Source organism: Acinetobacter sp. ANC_7635 (genome assembly GCF_056779945.1).
This window is the reverse complement of record NZ_JBWYIS010000011.1, coordinates 1-15,719: the sequence shown is the minus strand read 5'-3', so window position 1 is coordinate 15,719 and position 15,719 is coordinate 1. Positions and strand designations below refer to the sequence as shown.

Below are 15,719 nucleotides of genomic sequence, written 5' to 3'. Positions count from 1 at the left end.
CTTAAGCTCAAGATTAAAGCGCAACTCTCCAATGGCGGTGTGGTTTATTTACTTTTTATTCTATAACTTCACGGTATACTGCTGGCAACCAATGAATGCGAGTGGAATTTAAGCATGACTTTAGAGCAACAATTAATTGAGCGTTTACAGCAATTGTCTCCTGTGCACTTAGAAGTGGTGAATGAGTCATCAGGTCATGGTGGCTATTTCCCTGGTAAAGAATCGCATTTTAAAGTCACTGTTGTGAGTGAAGTGTTTCAAGGCTTACGTTTAGTTCAACGCCATCAAAAAGTATATGCGCTGGCGGGTGACTTATTGAGTCCAGGAAAGATTCATGCTTTGGCAATTCATGCTTATGTGCCAACTGAATGGACTGGTCAAGCGCCAAATAGTCCTGAATGTGCACATGCACCGAAAGCTTAAATTTTAAAAGTAGGAGAGTGGCTGCAATGGATACACACTTAGTCATTAAAATCGTGCATATGTCGAGTTTGCTCTTGTTGATCATTGCTGTATTAGCACGTGCGACAACTTTATATTTTGGCGTCGAAAATCAACAACCCAATCCGAAAGGACGTAAGGCTTATGTTGCGCTTCAACATTTGGCATTTACTTTGGTCATTGGGACAGGCTTGATTTTATTGTTTTTGAATAATTTTCAAGTTCAACCTTGGTTCTATGCCAAAGTGGTCTTGGTGATCGTGATGTTATCTTCATTAATTAAAGCATATCGCCAAGATGCGTCTGTACTGTTAATTCAACGTCGTGCGGGGGTATTGATTAGTTGTGTCGCATTTATGGCCATTATCGGCATTGTGATGATTAAGCCAACTTTCGGTTAATTGTTAGACACAATCGCTTAGGCTCTCACCCCTCTAGGTTAAACTTGATTCATAGAATGAATTGAGCCTAGAGGGAATGATGCGTACACGTGTGGTGTTTAATCAAAAAGGTGGCGTTGGTAAATCCAGTATTACAGTAAACTTGGCTGCACTGAGTGCACATCAGGGTTTTAAGACGCTTGTCATTGACCTCGATCCTCAGGCCAATTCTAGTCAGTATCTATTGGGGGATGATGCGACTTATAATGCCGACAAACCTGCACTAGAACCCAATATTGAAAATTTTTTCGAAGATGTATTGGCGAATCAGTCCAGCAAAGGTTTGATTGGTCAAGCCATTGGAAATTTACTCAAAAATAAAAATAAAGGCTTAGAAGCCTATATACATCAGTCACCATTCCCATCTCTCGATGTTTTGCCTGCAAGTCCCTCGCTTGGTGCTTTAGAGCATAGCCTCGAATCCAAACATAAAATCTATAAGCTACGTGACGCGATTCAGCATCTAGCAGGGACTTATGATCGGATCTATATCGATACACCGCCTGCATTTAATTTTTTTACTTTGTCGGCATTAATTGCAGCAGACCGAGTGTTGATTCCATTCGATTGTGATGTCTTTTCTAAGCGGGCATTAAACACGTTGATCGAAAACATTATAGAAACCCAAGATGATCATAATGATCGATTGGAAATTGAAGGTATCATTGTTAACCAGTTTCAAGCGCAAGCAAAACTTCCTCGTGAAGTGGTACAGCAGCTCAGAGATGAACAACTACCTGTGCTCAATGCGATGTTGCCACCGTCGGTATTGATGAAAGAGTCTCATCATAAAAATATGCCGTTAATCTATTTAAATACAGATCATAAATTGACGCAGGCCTACCAATCATTGTTCAATGAAATCGAGAATAAATAAGATTTGAGAAGAGTATGAACTCACGCGCGATGAAAATGGTCATGCAACTTAGTGCAGTCGGTTCGGTTGCTGTATTGATGACTGCTTGTGCGACGACGGTAAAACCGAGTTATGTTTCTCCGACGCAATATCAAGCATTGAACTGTGTACAACTTGGTGCTGAATTCAATCGTATTCAGCAGTATATCAATAATGGTGTACAACCGCCTAAACGTACAGGTGTTGGCGTTGGTCTAGGTGTTGGTGGTGGCTGGGGCCGTGGCGGTTGGGGCTTTGGTCCTTCAGTTTCCGTCAATATGGGACAGTCATCGAATACCAAAAATACTGAATTGTCGCGATTATATGGTGAGCAAGATGCGATCTCACAAGCGGCAACATTTAAAAATTGTCCTTATGTTCCTAAGCGTCAACAGCAAGCTCAGTAATTTAAAAGGGCTGTTCAAACTGAGCTTGAGCAGCTTTTTTTTAGCAAAATGTTTCAATGTAAATTTATTAAAATCAATATTTTATAAAATTATTAACTGAAAATAGACGCGACATTCATCATTCCTTCACTTTAAAAACTTGTCTTTAAATTCGTTTTTCGTTTAAGGTGTGCCTCCTCTAAATCTCTGATTTTAATCTATGGTAGAAAGTTGGCTTTATATTTTTGCAGTGTTCGCGGTATTACTTATTCCCGGTCCAACCAATGCATTATTGGCTAGCGCAGCACATCACCATAGCGTATTAAAAGCATTCTATTTCGTACCTCTTGAATTACTGGGTTATATCTACGGCATTAGCATTTGGGCACTGTTGGTGCATTTAACCCTACCAATTTGGCCAATGCTGATTCATATCTTACATTTGGTGAGTGCAGTTTATGTGATTTGGATGGCTTTTCATTTATGGAAAGCTTCACACCTTAAGCAATTGAGCCAAAAAAACATTCGAATGAGTCGCAGTCATCTTTTTAAATCGACTCTGAAAAATCCAAAATCTATTTTGTTTGCAGTTGGTATTTTTCCAGCATGGACTTGGGATTCTTTTCAAAACTATTTTTTAGTTTTGGGTGTATTCACCTTATGTTTAATTCCATGTGCTTTATTTTGGATGTATTTTGGTCGTAAAGTCTTGGCAGGGAATCAGACGGTGGTCAGCGCAGATCGCTTATACAAAGGTTCTGCCATGTTACTTATGCTCAGTATGTTACCTGTCATTATTGGATTTTTCTAAGCCATTCAATATTTTGTAGTGATAAAAAAAGCAGATTCTTGGTGGGGAATCTGCTTTTTTTGACGTCTAAGATGATTACATCATTTCGGGATTTTTCTTTGGGAAAAACTTGTGGCGAATAAAGCCAATGATCCCCGGCAATACGCTTAGAATAATGATTCCGAAAATTAAATGGGTGAAATTGTCTTTCACGATCGGCATATTACCGAACAAGTAACCCAAGGTGATAAACGAAGAAATCCACAAGAAAGCACCAACGACATTGTAAGTAATGAAGTATTTGTAGTTCATGCTTCCTGCACCAGCGACGAAGGGTGCAAATGTACGCGCGAATGGGACAAAACGCGCAAAAATAATGGTTTTACCGCCGTGTTTTTCGAAGAATTTTTGCGTATAAACCAAATGTTTTTTATTGATAAATCGAGATTCAATCTCAAAAACACGTGGTCCGATATATTTTCCAATATGATAATTTAAGGTATCACCCAATACTGCTGCCGTGAATAACAACACGCCCAAAAGCCACGGATCCATTACACCTGTTGAGGCTGCTAAAGCACCTGCTGCAAACAGTAAACTGTCCCCGGGTAGAAAAGGCATGACCACTAAGCCCGTTTCTACGAAAATAATCAGGAATAAAATTCCGTAAATCCAAATGCCATAATTGGTAATAAATTCAAGTAGATGATCATCTACATGCAGAATAAAATCGATTAAATCCATGAGGGGTGAACTGAGCAAAAATGTGTTCAAATGCTAACAGCCAACGGCGCTGATGTCAGTAGTCAATTGATTTAAATTATAGGTGAATGATTGTTCTGATTATGCAACGCTGATTCTTTATATTGATTATATATCCTAAAAATAAAAGCTACTAATCTAGAGTCATTACCAAAAACAAAACATAGATAGGTCAGCCCAATGTTTAATCCAAATCAAGTGATTCAAAAAATTGTTGCTCAACCCACAGTGCATGCAACTTTAACCCTCGTCGCACGTGTCCTTTTAGCATATATCTTTATTGTGGCGGGATGGGGCAAACTCGCAGGTTATAGCGCGACAGTTGGATATATGGAAGCGATGGGTGTGCCAGGTACATTATTGCCAATAACCATTTTGGTTGAACTGGGTGGAGGCTTAGCACTGTTGTTTGGGGTGCAAGCACGATTATTCGCAGCAGCTTTAGCTGGTTTCAGTTTAGTTACCGCATTTATTTTTCATGGTACGCCTGAAGATTCGATACATTTCATGAAAAACTTTGCTATGGCGGGTGGTCTAGTCTTCCTCGTATTGCATGGTGCAGGTCAATGGAGTGTTGATCAGCTTTTTGAAAAATAAATGACAAATAGGCAATGCAGGTGAAATGACAGAATTATTCGCCTGCTGCATCGTGATCTGAATGTAACTCCAAGGCTTATATGATCAGAGCAATCGACTGAAATTGTTGAATAAAAAGACAATATTTAATAATAATGTATTGAAATATAGAGAGATTTGAATAGTGTGCGTAAGCTTAATAAAAATGATAGAATAGCGCGCTAATCCTTCGTTAGCCTTTCATAGTTGTTATCATGACTACCAATACTCAAATTACCGAAGATCGTATCCTGATTTTGGATTTCGGCTCTCAATATAGCCAATTGATCGCACGTCGTGTACGTGAATCAGGCGTATATTCTGAAATGTATGCTTTTGATATGTCGGAAGAGGACATCCGCGCATTTAATCCAAAAGGGATTATTCTTTCAGGTGGTCCTGAGAGTGTTCACGTTGAAGGCAGCCCACGTGCGCCAGAAGTTGTGTTTAACTTAGGCGTACCAGTATTGGGTATCTGTTACGGTTTACAAACGATGTCTGCTCAGTTGGGCGGTAAAGTTGAACCGGGTACAGTTCATGAGTTTGGCTATGCTGAAGTCGATATTAAGGTACGTGATGCTTTAATTGGCGATCTTGAAGATTCAGCAGACAAATTGAAAGTATGGATGAGTCATGGCGATAAAGTGACTCAAATTCCAGAAGGTTTCCAAATTACTGCAAGTACACCAAGCTGCCCAGTGGCAATGGTGTCTGACGAAGCTCGTCGTTTCTACGGTATCCAGTTCCACCCTGAAGTAACCCATACTGCTAAAGGTAAAGAGTTACTTGAGAACTTTGTACAAAAGATCTGTGGTTGCCGTAGCCTATGGAATTCTGAAAACATCATTGATTTGCGTGTTGAACAATTACGTGAACAGATTGGTGATCAGAAGGTTCTTCTTGGTCTTTCAGGCGGTGTAGATTCATCTGTTGTGGCTGCATTGCTTCACAAAGCAATTGGCGACCAGTTGACATGTGTATTCGTTGATAATGGTCTTCTTCGTTTAAATGAAGGGGATCAAGTGATGGAAATGTTTGCGAAAAACATGGGTATCCGTGTGATTCGTGCTGATGCTGAACAACGTTTCCTTGACGCTTTGGCAGGTGAAGTTGATCCTGAAGCAAAACGTAAAATCATTGGTCGTGAGTTCATCGAAGTATTTGCTGAAGAAGCACGTAAGCTTGATGGCGTAAACTTCCTTGCGCAAGGTACGATTTATCCTGATGTGATTGAATCTGCTGCAAGCAAACAAGGTAAAGCACATGTGATTAAATCACACCATAATGTGGGTGGTTTACCGGAAGATCTCGCTTTTGAATTGGTTGAGCCAATTCGTGATTTATTTAAAGATGAAGTACGCCGTTTGGGTACGACTTTAGGTCTTCCATTTGAGATGCTTTATCGTCATCCATTCCCAGGGCCAGGTCTTGGTGTTCGTATCTTGGGTGAAGTGAAGAAAGAGTATGCTGACATTCTTCGTTTAGCCGATGACATCTTCATGCAAGAACTTCGTGCAAGTGGTTGGTATGACAAAACTGCACAAGCATTCGCTGTATTCCAACCAGTAAAATCTGTGGGTGTAGTCGGTGATGGTCGTCGTTATGCATGGGTGATTGCACTTCGTGCGGTTGAAACGGTTGACTTTATGACGGCTCGTTTCGCACATCTCCCTTATGATCTTGTTGATAAAATCTCTACTCGTATCATGAACGAGATTGCAGAAGTTTCACGTGTTGTTTATGACGTATCGTCTAAACCACCAGCTACGATTGAATGGGAGTAATTTAGGGCTTTCAAGAAACAACGTTTCTTGCCTAAATTACGCCAAGAGCTATGCTCGCGGCAGTGAGGGATTTCGGACAGCATGGCTGTCCGCTTGAATTACCCCAAGCGCTGCGTGAGCGGCAGTATCTGAATCAAGACATACCCCAATAAAAAAGGACGCTTAGGCGTCCTTTCTATTTATTATCTAAAATTTAATTCAGAAGAATTCTATGTTTGAAGAATTAGTCAAAATACGTAAAGCATAGGAAGTCATTAGCCCAAATAACGTTGTTTTAAGAAATTTCCCAAACTCAAGCAATTTGATTGCTACTTACTTAGAATCTAAAGGATATGGTGAATTCCAATATATTTTAGGAAAAAATATAAAGGAAACAGAAAGTCTGCTTGGCTTTTAAATGTAGGAAGTAGATATATATAGTTGATCTAACAGCAGATCAATTTAGATTGGATAAAATTATTTATACGTTAGAGCATGAGTATCCTTTATCACAGTTATTTCCAAAACTATTAAATCAAGGGCGGGCAAGCATTCTATTTTTAATACATACAAAACTCCAATTGTCCTACCTATAGTATTCAGCGTATTAAGTCTAAGGTGGTTCAATTTGCATGACCTTGTTAATATCTATAACAAAGATAGCCATTTGCCAAACTTTTAGGATAACAACATGACCAATAATACTTATACCGAATTGTCTCATTCAGAAGACTGTGAAAAGCACGCCAACCAATTTATTCAGGAATTTCCACTGCGCCGTGCAGAAATTGGTCAAGGGACAGTGATCAAACGCGCTTTACCAAGTCGCCATAAGCGTATGATTGGCGCATGGTGCTTCTTAGATCATGCAGGTCCTGTAACATTTGAAGCTGGACAAGGTCTAGATGTTGGTCCACATCCACACATTGGTCTACAAACCTTTACTTGGATGATTGAAGGGACTATGTTGCATAGCGACAGCTTAGGGACAACAGATCAGCTCATTCAGCCCAAGCAAGTCAATCTCATGACCGCAGGTCGAGGTATTTCACATACTGAAGTCGCGCCAGCGAATGAAACAAAAATGCATGCTGCCCAACTTTGGATTGCATTGCCTGATGACAAACTTACCATCGATCCAGCTTTTAATCACTATCCAGAATTACCCGTCGTCAATCAGTCAGGTATCGAATTTACGGTATTGGTCGGTGAGTATCTAAATACAGTATCACCAGTCAAAGTACATACTGAGCTTTTAGGTGTTGATTTATTTGCGCAAGCAGCCACAAAGGCACGTTTACCTTTAAATCCAAAGTATGAATATGGATTCATGGCGCTTGAAGGTACAGCAACTATTAATGGTCATCATTTAGATGAAGACAATATGGTGATTTTAGAGCCAGGGCTAGAATATGTGGAAGTAGAGATCCATGACAATAGTCGTGTACTGCTTTTGGGCGGTGAGCCATTTGAGTCACCAATTTTATTATGGTGGAATTTCGTTGGACGTACGCAAGAAGAAATCAAAATTGCACGTGATCAATGGATAGCAGAAGATCCACGTTTTGGGTCAATTCCATCATACCAAGGCGAGCGTTTGAAAGCTCCGATATTGCCTGATAGCATGCGTCCATCTAAATAATAAGACACAGAAGGAAAATAAAATGGCAACGATCGCAAATGCAAAGGTCACCACACTACCTGAAAAATGGGGTGGTGAAATTCAATCTGGTCAGCACACATTTCTCACCGATAAACCTGAATCATTCCAAGGTTTAGATCGTGGGCCTGCACCGTATGATTTTATTTGTTCAGGATTAATTTCCTGCACAATGATTACATTACGAATGTATGCAGAGCATAAAGGACTGGATTTGGGCGAATTCAGTGTCGAGGCAGATTTTAAAGCCAATAAAGAAGGGCAGGAATGGATTGAGCGTCGTTTAAGTTTTAAAACTAACTTGGATGAAGCGCTACAAGAAAAAATTTTAAATGTGTGCCAAAAAACACCCGTCACTAAAACATTGCTCAGAAGTGTCGAAATTAAAACAACAATTGTTTAAATATAGACAACTTAATAGGCATCAACATTCTGTATTTTTGTAATTTACAGCTAAAAAGAAGACATTTTGTGTAAAGCAGGATGTCTTTTTTTTATTCAAAATGGCTATATAGAGAGAAATAAAATTAGGTGGTCTTATGCTGACATTACATCATTTAGAAAAATCACGTTCTTCAAGAATTATTTGGGCGCTAGAAGAATTAGGTACTGAATACCAAATTCAACATTATAAAAGATTGCCAACTTACGCCGCTCCACCAGAATTGAAGAAGGTTCATCCTTTGGGGAAATCACCAGTGATTACTGATGATAATTTAGTGATCGCAGAATCTGCGGTGATTTTAGACTATCTGGCTGATCGCTATGATACACAGCATCAATTTAAACCCCAGTCACAGCCTGATTTAACACAATATCAGTATTGGATGCATTATGCTGAAGGTTCATTAATGCCACTTTTAGTGATGACCTTAGTTCTCTCGTTTGTACCTCCTAAAGTACCTTTTGTGATTCGACCAATTGCCAATAAAATTATTGATGGGGTGAGTGATGGATTTATACAACCGCGTCTCGCTGAACATATTGAATTTTTAGAACAGCATTTGGCGCAACATGAATTTTTTACATCTCAGTTTTCATTTGCAGATATCCAAATGAGTTTTCCCTTGATCGCGATGGATGAACGCTTAAATGGAAAATATCCGAACATTCATGCCTATGTAAAACGCATAAAACAAAGACCTGCTTATCAGCGAGCGGTTATCAAGGGTGGTGATTAAGATGGCGGATCAAGCAGTGAAATTAATCTTCCTGCCCGGAGCATCTGGCAGTACTGCATTTTGGAAACCTGTTCAATCACATTTTGAATCTGAGTACGACACGCATATCATTGCTTATCCCAGTTTTGGTGAATATCCTGATCATCCACATGTAAATTCAATGTCAGATTTACAAGATTATGTATTTGATCATCTTCAACACCCAAGTATTCTGATCGCTCAATCTATGGGTGGGGTCATTGCTGTTCAAGCAGCATTGAAGTATCCAAAATTGATTCAAGGTTTAGTGCTGGTCGCTACGTCAGGTGGCATAGATTTAACACCATTTCATGTTAAAGATTGGCGTGCAGAATATCAAAATGAATATGAAGTGCCGCACTGGTTTATTGATGATGAAACCAAATTAGATGAACGGCTTGCTGAAATTGAATGTCCTGTACTATTAATCTGGGGCGGAGATGATGACATTAGTCCTGTCGCAGTAGGTGAGTATTTAAATCACGCTTTTAAGTATTCAGAGCTGAATGTGATCCCGAACGGACAACATGATTTAGCTAAAGTTTATGCGTCAGAGTGTATTTCTTTTATCCAACGCTACTTAGCAAAATTTTAGGTTTGCTCTAGACTAAAAAAGGATGCTAATCGCATCCTTTTTTATGATTATCGTTTTACAACGATTGAATCAATACCGCTGTGTTGTAGGGTTTGCTGAGCGATAACAGCTGCTTCTTGAGAGTCATAAGGTCCAGAGACAACCCGATACCAGGTTTGACCGCCTTCCGTGGTTTTAATGACATCTGCAGATAAGCCGTTGAGAATAATTTCAGCACGACGTGCATCAGCACTATCTGGATCTGGATAACTTCTGACTTGTAAAAGGTAGCTACTCGCTACGGGTTGAGGTTCTGCATTTTCAATCAGCTCACCCTCTGTCGTTGTAGCATCAGCAACCACAGGTGCTTCCACGATGACAGGTGCGGTGTTCACTTGCTGATTTTCAGGTACAGCTTGATCGGGGATTGGAGTCACTTGTTGTTGAGGCAATAAATCGTAGAAGCGATAATCTTTATTCGTATCTTCTTGATAATGTTCAGATTGAATATCATTGCTTTTTGGTTGGACTGGCGCCCACGGTTTCCATAGCATTAAGGCTACGGCAAAACTCAGTACAATTAAAATCAGAACAAGCATACCTAACCATTTTGGTATTAATGGTTGTTTAGGTTTGTTAGGTCTTTCTGATACACCACGCTGCGTTTTTCCAAACACTTGGAAACCTCTCTTATTTTAAGATCATGCAATGGAAAATTGGATTACCATCACATGGAGTTTTTATCTCATTTTTTTCAATAATAAAAGTCTAAAGAGGTGAATCTTTTAAAAAGATTCACCTTCGATGACTTACATGCTTTCAGGTGCAGAAACGCCTAAAAGCTCTAAACCATTTTTCAAGACTTGACGAACATTTACCGATAACAACAAACGTGCTTGGGTCAGATCAGCATCATCACCGAGTACTTTATTTTCGTTGTACCAACCATGGAACAATGCTGCAAGTTCTTTTAAGTAGTTACCTACTTGATGCGGTTCATGGCTGTTTGCAGCACGTGCAATAATTTCAGGGTATGCTGCAAGTTTTGCTAAGATTTCAGTTTCAGCTTCTAATTCAAGCTTTGCGGCAAAACCACGCGCAGTGGTCGCATCGAAGTTGATGTTCAAGCTGCTTGCTTTTTCTAGCATACGACAAATACGTGCATGAGCATATTGAATGTAATACACCGCATTGTCTTTACTTTGAGAAACCGCGAGATCTAGATCAAAGTCGATGTGCTGTTCAGACTTACGCATGACATAGTAGAAGCGAGCAGCGTCGTTGCCGACTTCTTTACGTAGATCACGCAATGTGACGAATTGACCTGAACGAGATGACATTTGAACCATCTCACCACCGCGCCATAGGCTGACGAATTGTACTAATAACACAGTCAGTTTTTTTGAGTCATATCCCATCGCATCAATCGCTGCTTTTACACGTGCGATATAACCGTGGTGGTCTGAACCCCAAATATCAATAATGTCAGTATAACCACGCTGAAGTTTATTCAGATGGTAAGCAATGTCAGAAGCGAAGTAAGTGGTTTGACCATTACGACGTTTTACAACACGGTCTTTTTCATCACCAAATTCTGTTGATTTGAACCAAATGTTGCCATTTTTCTCATAGAGGAAGCCGCGTTGATCAAGTGTTTGTAATGCTTCTTCAATTTTTTCAGTCAATGATGCTTCACTAAACCATTGGTTGAAAGTCACACCAAACTCACCAAGATCATCTTTAATATCATCAAGAATTGCTTTTAACGCAGCTTGATGAAAAACGCGATAACCTTCACCTATTAACGTCTGCGAGTTAAAAATTAGACCATCAATGTGTTTTTCTTTATCGCCAGAAATTACAACCTTGTTGCCTTCGGCATCAAGTTCTTCAGCATACTGCACATCTTCTGGCACATCTTTATAAACATCAGCTACAGGGCGAACATATGCATCGCCGTCTTGATCAATAATGCTTTGTGCAATTTCTTTAACGTAATCGCCTTGGTAAGCATTTTTAGGGAATACTAATGTTTGACCAGTTAACTCAAGGTAACGTAGATAAGTAGACGTCGCTAAAATGTCCATTTGACGACCAGCGTCATTCACATAGTATTCACGATCCACTGTAGCACCAGTTGCTTCAAGTAAATTCGCAACCGTCATGCCATATGCTGCGCCACGACCGTGACCCACATGTAAGCTTGATGTCGGGTTCGCAGAGACAAACTCAACTTGGATTTTTTTCGTAGCATTAACTTGCGTACGACCAAAATCATTAGCTTGTGCCTGAATAGCATCAAGAACAGCAAAACGTTGGTCTGCATTCAAGAAAAAGTTGATAAAACCAGGACCAGCGATTTCCGCTTTACTGATATCCGCAACTTCTGGCAGTGCAGCAAGAATTTTTTCTGCTAAATCACGAGGCTTCATACCTGCAGCTTTAGACGCGATCATTGCGATATTGGAAGCGAAGTCACCATGGCTTCGGTCTTTGGTTCGCGTTAAGTTTCCGCTGTTGTTAAAGTCAGATGGGAGGACCCCTTCAGCTTGAAGAGATTGCACTGCATGATCGAGAGCTGCTTGTATTGCCGTATTCATAATTTATCGAAAAATTAATGTCGCAGAAAAACGACAAATATAGCAAATTTAGCGCTCATTAGCGAAGCAGATTTGCGTTGAATAAAACTTATCCGACATAAAAAATAATAAAATAAGTTTTTTTAATCACTATGCGCTATTTGCAGAATTAACGATGATGAAATTAATCTTTTACATCTAATGCATATCGATGATTGAATTGAGCCTGATTGTCTTTATCTCATTTAATGTGAATTTAAATAGAAATCAGGCAATTTTATGACTCGAAATTAAGCCATACACGTGACAGGCTTATTTAGTAATTCTGCTTTACCATTTTGGAAAGTGTATAACTTAGATGCATGGAAGATTTTAATGGTTTTGGCCTTTTGAGCAGCAGTTTGAAATGTCGCTAATTTTTTTTGATTCGTCAAACTAAAAGGATTTCCGTAATTCTTATTGTCGAGTAGTACTTGGATCGTTCCAACTTCAGGCTGAAGACTATTTAAAATTTCTGATCCTTCCGCATTTTGTATGCTGAGACTTGGTTTTTGGACACTATTCTTACAATTTAAACGCAGGAACAGCATGTGACCATCAACAGCTTTGTTTTGTAAGTCATAAATTCCTTGAAGGTCATTTTCGATATATACCCACTGACCAATCGGCATATTTTGTTTAAGTTTCTCAATTTGCTCGAGTGTGGTTTTACTAATATCGACAATGCCTTTTTTATCAATTTCAGGGGTTTTATCAGCGCGTGCTAAACCCACCATTGAAAGTGCTTTATCACCGACCTTTGAAGTCGTTTCAGTGATAGTTTGGCAACCCGTTACATTTAGCAGTGAAATAATAGTTAATGGCAAAATGGCAATTTTAGCTGTAATTTTCATGTGGATCTAATAATGAAGTAAAAATACGATTGAATCCGATATTAGCTGAATCGTTCAGATTAGTTTGCAAAAAAAAGTTAATAAACATGAATAATACATTTGAAATGTGACAGTTTTATCTATTTTTCTATCAATAGAATGATGGATTGAAGTTATAAAATTTAAAAATACTGCCAATATTATTATCAATTTTATAAATATACATTTGTCTTCATTTCGGCTTAAGCTATTTCTTAAATAAATGGTAAAAATGAAATGAAAAGGGTCTGAATTTAGGCCTGATCCATGAGATTAGAGATGACAACTGAACACACTGAAGTAAAACACCCTCTTTATACCCCTTATGCTGGCTTTACTTTGCTTGAACTACCTCTTCTTAATAAAGGCTCTGCGTTCACTGAGGAGGAGCGAGCAAGTTTTAATCTCAATGGTTTGCTGCCTCATGTGATTGAAACGATTGAAGAGCAACACCAACGTTCATATCAACAATTTACGTCATTTCATGACGACATTAATAAGCATATTTATCTGAGAAATATACAAGACACCAATGAGACTTTGTTTTATCATCTCATAGAAAATCATTTATCAGAAATGATGCCGATTATTTATACCCCAACGGTAGGTGAGGCTTGTCAACGATTTTCTGATATTTACCGCCGTCATCGTGGTGTATTTATTTCATATCCTGATCGTGCCAACATTGACGATATTTTACAAAATGTGAATAAGAATAACGTCAAAGTCATTGTAATCACAGATGGTGAACGCATTCTTGGTTTAGGTGACCAAGGGATTGGTGGGATGGGAATTCCAATCGGAAAATTATCTCTCTATACCGCATGTGGTGGTATTAGCCCAGCTTATACATTACCCATTACATTGGATGTAGGAACTAATAATGCACAGTTGCTAAATGATCCAATTTATTTAGGTTGGAATCAGCCTCGTATTAGTGGCGATGAATACTATGACTTTGTGGATGACGTACTTCGTGCTATTAAACGCCGTTGGCCAAAAGCTTTGATTCAATTTGAAGATTTTGCTCAAAAAAATGCAATGCCATTGCTGGAAAAATATCGTGATCAATATTGTTGTTTTAATGATGATATTCAAGGCACTGCTGCTGTTGCAGTCGGTAGCTTAATCGCAGCAAGTCGAGCTGCAGGAAAACAATTACGTGACCAGAAAGTGGCATTCTTGGGTGCTGGTTCAGCGGGCTGTGGTATCGCTGAGCAAATCATTGCGCAAATGGTGGCTGAAGGTTTGAGTGATGCTGAGGCAAGATCACGAATTTATATGGTCGATCGTTTTGGGTTATTGACCGATAATCAACCAAACCTTTTAGATTTTCAGCGTAAACTGGTTCAAAGTTCAGAAAATGTATCCGCGTGGGCTGATGCGGAAGGCATCATTTCATTGCTAGATGTTGTAAAAAATGCACACCCGACTGTGTTAATTGGTGTCTCTGGACAACCGGGTTTATTCACTGAAGAAATTATTCGAACTATGGCATCCAATTGCGAGCATCCTATTGTATTACCATTGTCGAATCCAACGTCGCGTGTAGAAGCTGTACCAGCAGATATTATTCAGTGGACGGACGGTCGCGCTTTGATTGCAACTGGTAGTCCATTTATGCCTGTTAATTATCAAGATAAGCTACACAATATTTCTCAGTGTAATAACTCTTATATTTTCCCAGGGATTGGCTTAGGGGTGATTGCTGTGCAGGCAACGCGTGTTACAGACAATATGCTGATGGCATCAAGTATGGCGTTAGCAGATTGCTCTCCAAAATTGCAAAACCCTGACGACGACTTACTTCCTGATCTTAATGATTTGCAGAAAGTCTCCCGAATCATCGCGTTTAAGGTTGCAAAAGCGGCAATTGAGGATGGTGTTGCTTTGCCATTGAGTGATGAGCTGATCGAAAAAAGTATTGAAGATAATTTCTGGAAGCCTGAATATCGCCGTTATAAGCGAATTCCATTTTAAAAAAACTTGAATTTTCAATATAAATTCATTGGAAATAAATAGGAATCAATGCGTTGGTTCCTATTTTTTGTTTAGAATAATTACAATATTTAAAAGCAAGATTGAGCGGAATACGCTACAATTTTCAAAAATCATAATAATAGCTTTAATCATTCTATGCTCAATAATATCAATTCAATTATAGAAGGCTTGGGTCTTAGCCCGCAAAAGCGCGCGTTACATATTAAATTTTCTAATCCTATATTAGATAGCCAAGTTTTCATTCAACGAATTCAGGGTCAACACTTTATTAATCAAGGCTTAAAAGCTGAAGTATTATGCTTATCGACGAATGCGCATTTACAACTTAAGCAATTCATTGGTTGTTTGGTGGCTGTCGATCAAGTTACGGATCTTGGAAAATTAGCTCGGACTACTGGGATCGTGACAGGGGTGAGCCAAGGTCAAAGTGATGGAGCGTTGACCTTATATAAGCTGACCGTTGAGGATGCAACCTCACTTTGGCACAAACGCCGCAACAGCCGCGTATTTATGAATAAATCCGTGGTCGAAGTGATGGAAATCCTCTTTGAAGAATGGCAAAACAAAAGCCCACTCTTTGCCTCTAGCCTCAGCCTAGACCACAGTGGATTACAACAACAATACGACATCCGACCCTTCATCATGCAAAGCAACGAAAGCGACTACGACTTTCTGACTCGCTTACTACGCAGTGAAGGCATTA

17 protein-coding genes are annotated in these 15,719 nt (G+C 39.3%); 13 read left to right on the top strand and 4 right to left on the bottom strand.

What is annotated here, in order from left to right:
- Positions 1-114: 114 nt before the first annotated feature.
- The 5 genes from AC1M89_RS11620 to AC1M89_RS11600 all read left to right on the top strand — a co-directional run bounded on the left by AC1M89_RS11620 (position 115) and on the right by AC1M89_RS11600 (position 2,973).
- The gene (locus AC1M89_RS11620; RefSeq protein ID WP_481590688.1) at positions 115-423 is read left to right on the top strand and encodes a BolA family protein; all 309 of its coding nucleotides are present in this window, start codon (positions 115-117) and stop codon (positions 421-423) included.
- 26 nt (positions 424-449) lie between these two features.
- The gene (locus tag AC1M89_RS11615; RefSeq protein WP_180028969.1) at positions 450-842 is read left to right on the top strand and encodes a SirB2 family protein; all 393 of its coding nucleotides are present in this window, start codon (positions 450-452) and stop codon (positions 840-842) included.
- 79 nt (positions 843-921) lie between these two features.
- Positions 922-1,758 (top strand): ParA family protein, encoded by an 837-nt coding sequence (locus tag AC1M89_RS11610; RefSeq protein WP_481590713.1) that lies wholly within the window; start codon positions 922-924, stop codon positions 1,756-1,758.
- Positions 1,759-1,793: 35 nt separating this feature from the next.
- Complete coding sequence (locus AC1M89_RS11605) at positions 1,794-2,183, top strand: hypothetical protein (RefSeq protein WP_481590714.1); 390 nt, start codon at positions 1,794-1,796, stop codon at positions 2,181-2,183.
- Between the two features lie 199 nt (positions 2,184-2,382).
- Positions 2,383-2,973 (top strand): LysE family translocator, encoded by a 591-nt coding sequence (locus tag AC1M89_RS11600; protein ID WP_481596440.1) that lies wholly within the window; start codon positions 2,383-2,385, stop codon positions 2,971-2,973.
- 75 nt (positions 2,974-3,048) lie between these two features.
- Here AC1M89_RS11600 and AC1M89_RS11595 read toward each other — a convergent pair whose 3' ends face one another.
- Positions 3,049-3,696 carry a DedA family protein gene (locus tag AC1M89_RS11595; RefSeq protein ID WP_481596439.1) on the bottom strand — a complete coding sequence of 216 codons (648 nt, stop codon included), beginning with the start codon at positions 3,694-3,696 and terminating at the stop codon, positions 3,049-3,051.
- A gap of 198 nt (positions 3,697-3,894) precedes the next feature.
- Here AC1M89_RS11595 and AC1M89_RS11590 point away from each other — a divergent pair, with 198 nt between their 5' ends.
- From AC1M89_RS11590 to AC1M89_RS11565, 6 genes are all read left to right on the top strand, one after another.
- The gene (locus AC1M89_RS11590; RefSeq protein WP_481596438.1) at positions 3,895-4,311 is read left to right on the top strand and encodes a DoxX family protein; all 417 of its coding nucleotides are present in this window, start codon (positions 3,895-3,897) and stop codon (positions 4,309-4,311) included.
- Between the two features lie 233 nt (positions 4,312-4,544).
- Positions 4,545-6,113, top strand: a complete 1,569-nt coding sequence (gene guaA / locus AC1M89_RS11585; RefSeq protein WP_481589363.1) for a glutamine-hydrolyzing GMP synthase — start codon at positions 4,545-4,547, stop codon at positions 6,111-6,113.
- Between the two features lie 670 nt (positions 6,114-6,783).
- Positions 6,784-7,734: a pirin family protein gene (locus AC1M89_RS11580; RefSeq protein WP_481614243.1), complete on the top strand. Its 951-nt coding sequence runs from the start codon at positions 6,784-6,786 to the stop codon at positions 7,732-7,734.
- A 22-nt stretch (positions 7,735-7,756) separates the two neighbouring features.
- On the top strand, positions 7,757-8,155 hold the full coding sequence (locus AC1M89_RS11575; RefSeq protein WP_481592181.1) for an OsmC family protein: 399 nt from the start codon (positions 7,757-7,759) through the stop codon (positions 8,153-8,155).
- 136 nt (positions 8,156-8,291) lie between these two features.
- Positions 8,292-8,933, top strand: coding sequence for a glutathione S-transferase family protein (locus AC1M89_RS11570; RefSeq protein ID WP_481592182.1), 642 nt, complete (start codon positions 8,292-8,294; stop codon positions 8,931-8,933).
- 1 nt (position 8,934) lies between these two features.
- Complete coding sequence (locus tag AC1M89_RS11565; RefSeq protein WP_481596436.1) at positions 8,935-9,546, top strand: alpha/beta fold hydrolase; 612 nt, start codon at positions 8,935-8,937, stop codon at positions 9,544-9,546.
- A gap of 47 nt (positions 9,547-9,593) precedes the next feature.
- On the opposite strand, the gene AC1M89_RS11560 is transcribed toward AC1M89_RS11565, so the two are convergent.
- The 3 genes from AC1M89_RS11560 to AC1M89_RS11550 all read right to left on the bottom strand — a co-directional run bounded on the left by AC1M89_RS11560 (position 9,594) and on the right by AC1M89_RS11550 (position 12,997).
- A complete protein-coding gene (locus tag AC1M89_RS11560; protein ID WP_035268975.1) occupies positions 9,594-10,202 on the bottom strand; it encodes an SPOR domain-containing protein in 609 nt (202 codons plus the stop codon).
- A gap of 132 nt (positions 10,203-10,334) precedes the next feature.
- Positions 10,335-12,125: an arginine--tRNA ligase gene (gene argS, locus AC1M89_RS11555; RefSeq protein ID WP_481596435.1), complete on the bottom strand. Its 1,791-nt coding sequence runs from the start codon at positions 12,123-12,125 to the stop codon at positions 10,335-10,337.
- 269 nt (positions 12,126-12,394) lie between these two features.
- Positions 12,395-12,997, bottom strand: a complete 603-nt coding sequence (locus AC1M89_RS11550) for a hypothetical protein (RefSeq protein WP_481587717.1) — start codon at positions 12,995-12,997, stop codon at positions 12,395-12,397.
- Positions 12,998-13,294: 297 nt separating this feature from the next.
- Here AC1M89_RS11550 and AC1M89_RS11545 point away from each other — a divergent pair, with 297 nt between their 5' ends.
- Complete coding sequence (locus AC1M89_RS11545; protein ID WP_481592185.1) at positions 13,295-14,995, top strand: NAD-dependent malic enzyme; 1,701 nt, start codon at positions 13,295-13,297, stop codon at positions 14,993-14,995.
- 156 nt (positions 14,996-15,151) lie between these two features.
- The coding region (locus AC1M89_RS11540) for a phage late control D family protein (RefSeq protein WP_481614242.1) at positions 15,152-15,719 on the top strand (568 nt) is incomplete at its 3' end.

What these genes read in the sequence shown, in the direction of transcription:
- AC1M89_RS11620 (WP_481590688.1), top strand. Translation starts at nt 115, where the DNA reads ATGACTTTAGAGCAACAATTAATTGAGCGTTTACAGCAATTGTCTCCT.
- AC1M89_RS11615 (WP_180028969.1), top strand. Translation starts at nt 450, where the DNA reads ATGGATACACACTTAGTCATTAAAATCGTGCATATGTCGAGTTTGCTC.
- AC1M89_RS11610 (WP_481590713.1), top strand. Translation starts at nt 922, where the DNA reads ATGCGTACACGTGTGGTGTTTAATCAAAAAGGTGGCGTTGGTAAATCC.
- AC1M89_RS11605 (WP_481590714.1), top strand. Translation starts at nt 1,794, where the DNA reads ATGGTCATGCAACTTAGTGCAGTCGGTTCGGTTGCTGTATTGATGACT.
- AC1M89_RS11600 (WP_481596440.1), top strand. Translation starts at nt 2,383, where the DNA reads ATGGTAGAAAGTTGGCTTTATATTTTTGCAGTGTTCGCGGTATTACTT.
- AC1M89_RS11595 (WP_481596439.1), bottom strand. Translation starts at nt 3,696, where the DNA reads ATGGATTTAATCGATTTTATTCTGCATGTAGATGATCATCTACTTGAA.
- AC1M89_RS11590 (WP_481596438.1), top strand. Translation starts at nt 3,895, where the DNA reads ATGTTTAATCCAAATCAAGTGATTCAAAAAATTGTTGCTCAACCCACA.
- guaA (WP_481589363.1), top strand. Translation starts at nt 4,545, where the DNA reads ATGACTACCAATACTCAAATTACCGAAGATCGTATCCTGATTTTGGAT.
- AC1M89_RS11580 (WP_481614243.1), top strand. Translation starts at nt 6,784, where the DNA reads ATGACCAATAATACTTATACCGAATTGTCTCATTCAGAAGACTGTGAA.
- AC1M89_RS11575 (WP_481592181.1), top strand. Translation starts at nt 7,757, where the DNA reads ATGGCAACGATCGCAAATGCAAAGGTCACCACACTACCTGAAAAATGG.
- AC1M89_RS11570 (WP_481592182.1), top strand. Translation starts at nt 8,292, where the DNA reads ATGCTGACATTACATCATTTAGAAAAATCACGTTCTTCAAGAATTATT.
- AC1M89_RS11565 (WP_481596436.1), top strand. Translation starts at nt 8,935, where the DNA reads ATGGCGGATCAAGCAGTGAAATTAATCTTCCTGCCCGGAGCATCTGGC.
- argS (WP_481596435.1), bottom strand. Translation starts at nt 12,125, where the DNA reads ATGAATACGGCAATACAAGCAGCTCTCGATCATGCAGTGCAATCTCTT.
- AC1M89_RS11550 (WP_481587717.1), bottom strand. Translation starts at nt 12,997, where the DNA reads ATGAAAATTACAGCTAAAATTGCCATTTTGCCATTAACTATTATTTCA.
- AC1M89_RS11545 (WP_481592185.1), top strand. Translation starts at nt 13,295, where the DNA reads ATGACAACTGAACACACTGAAGTAAAACACCCTCTTTATACCCCTTAT.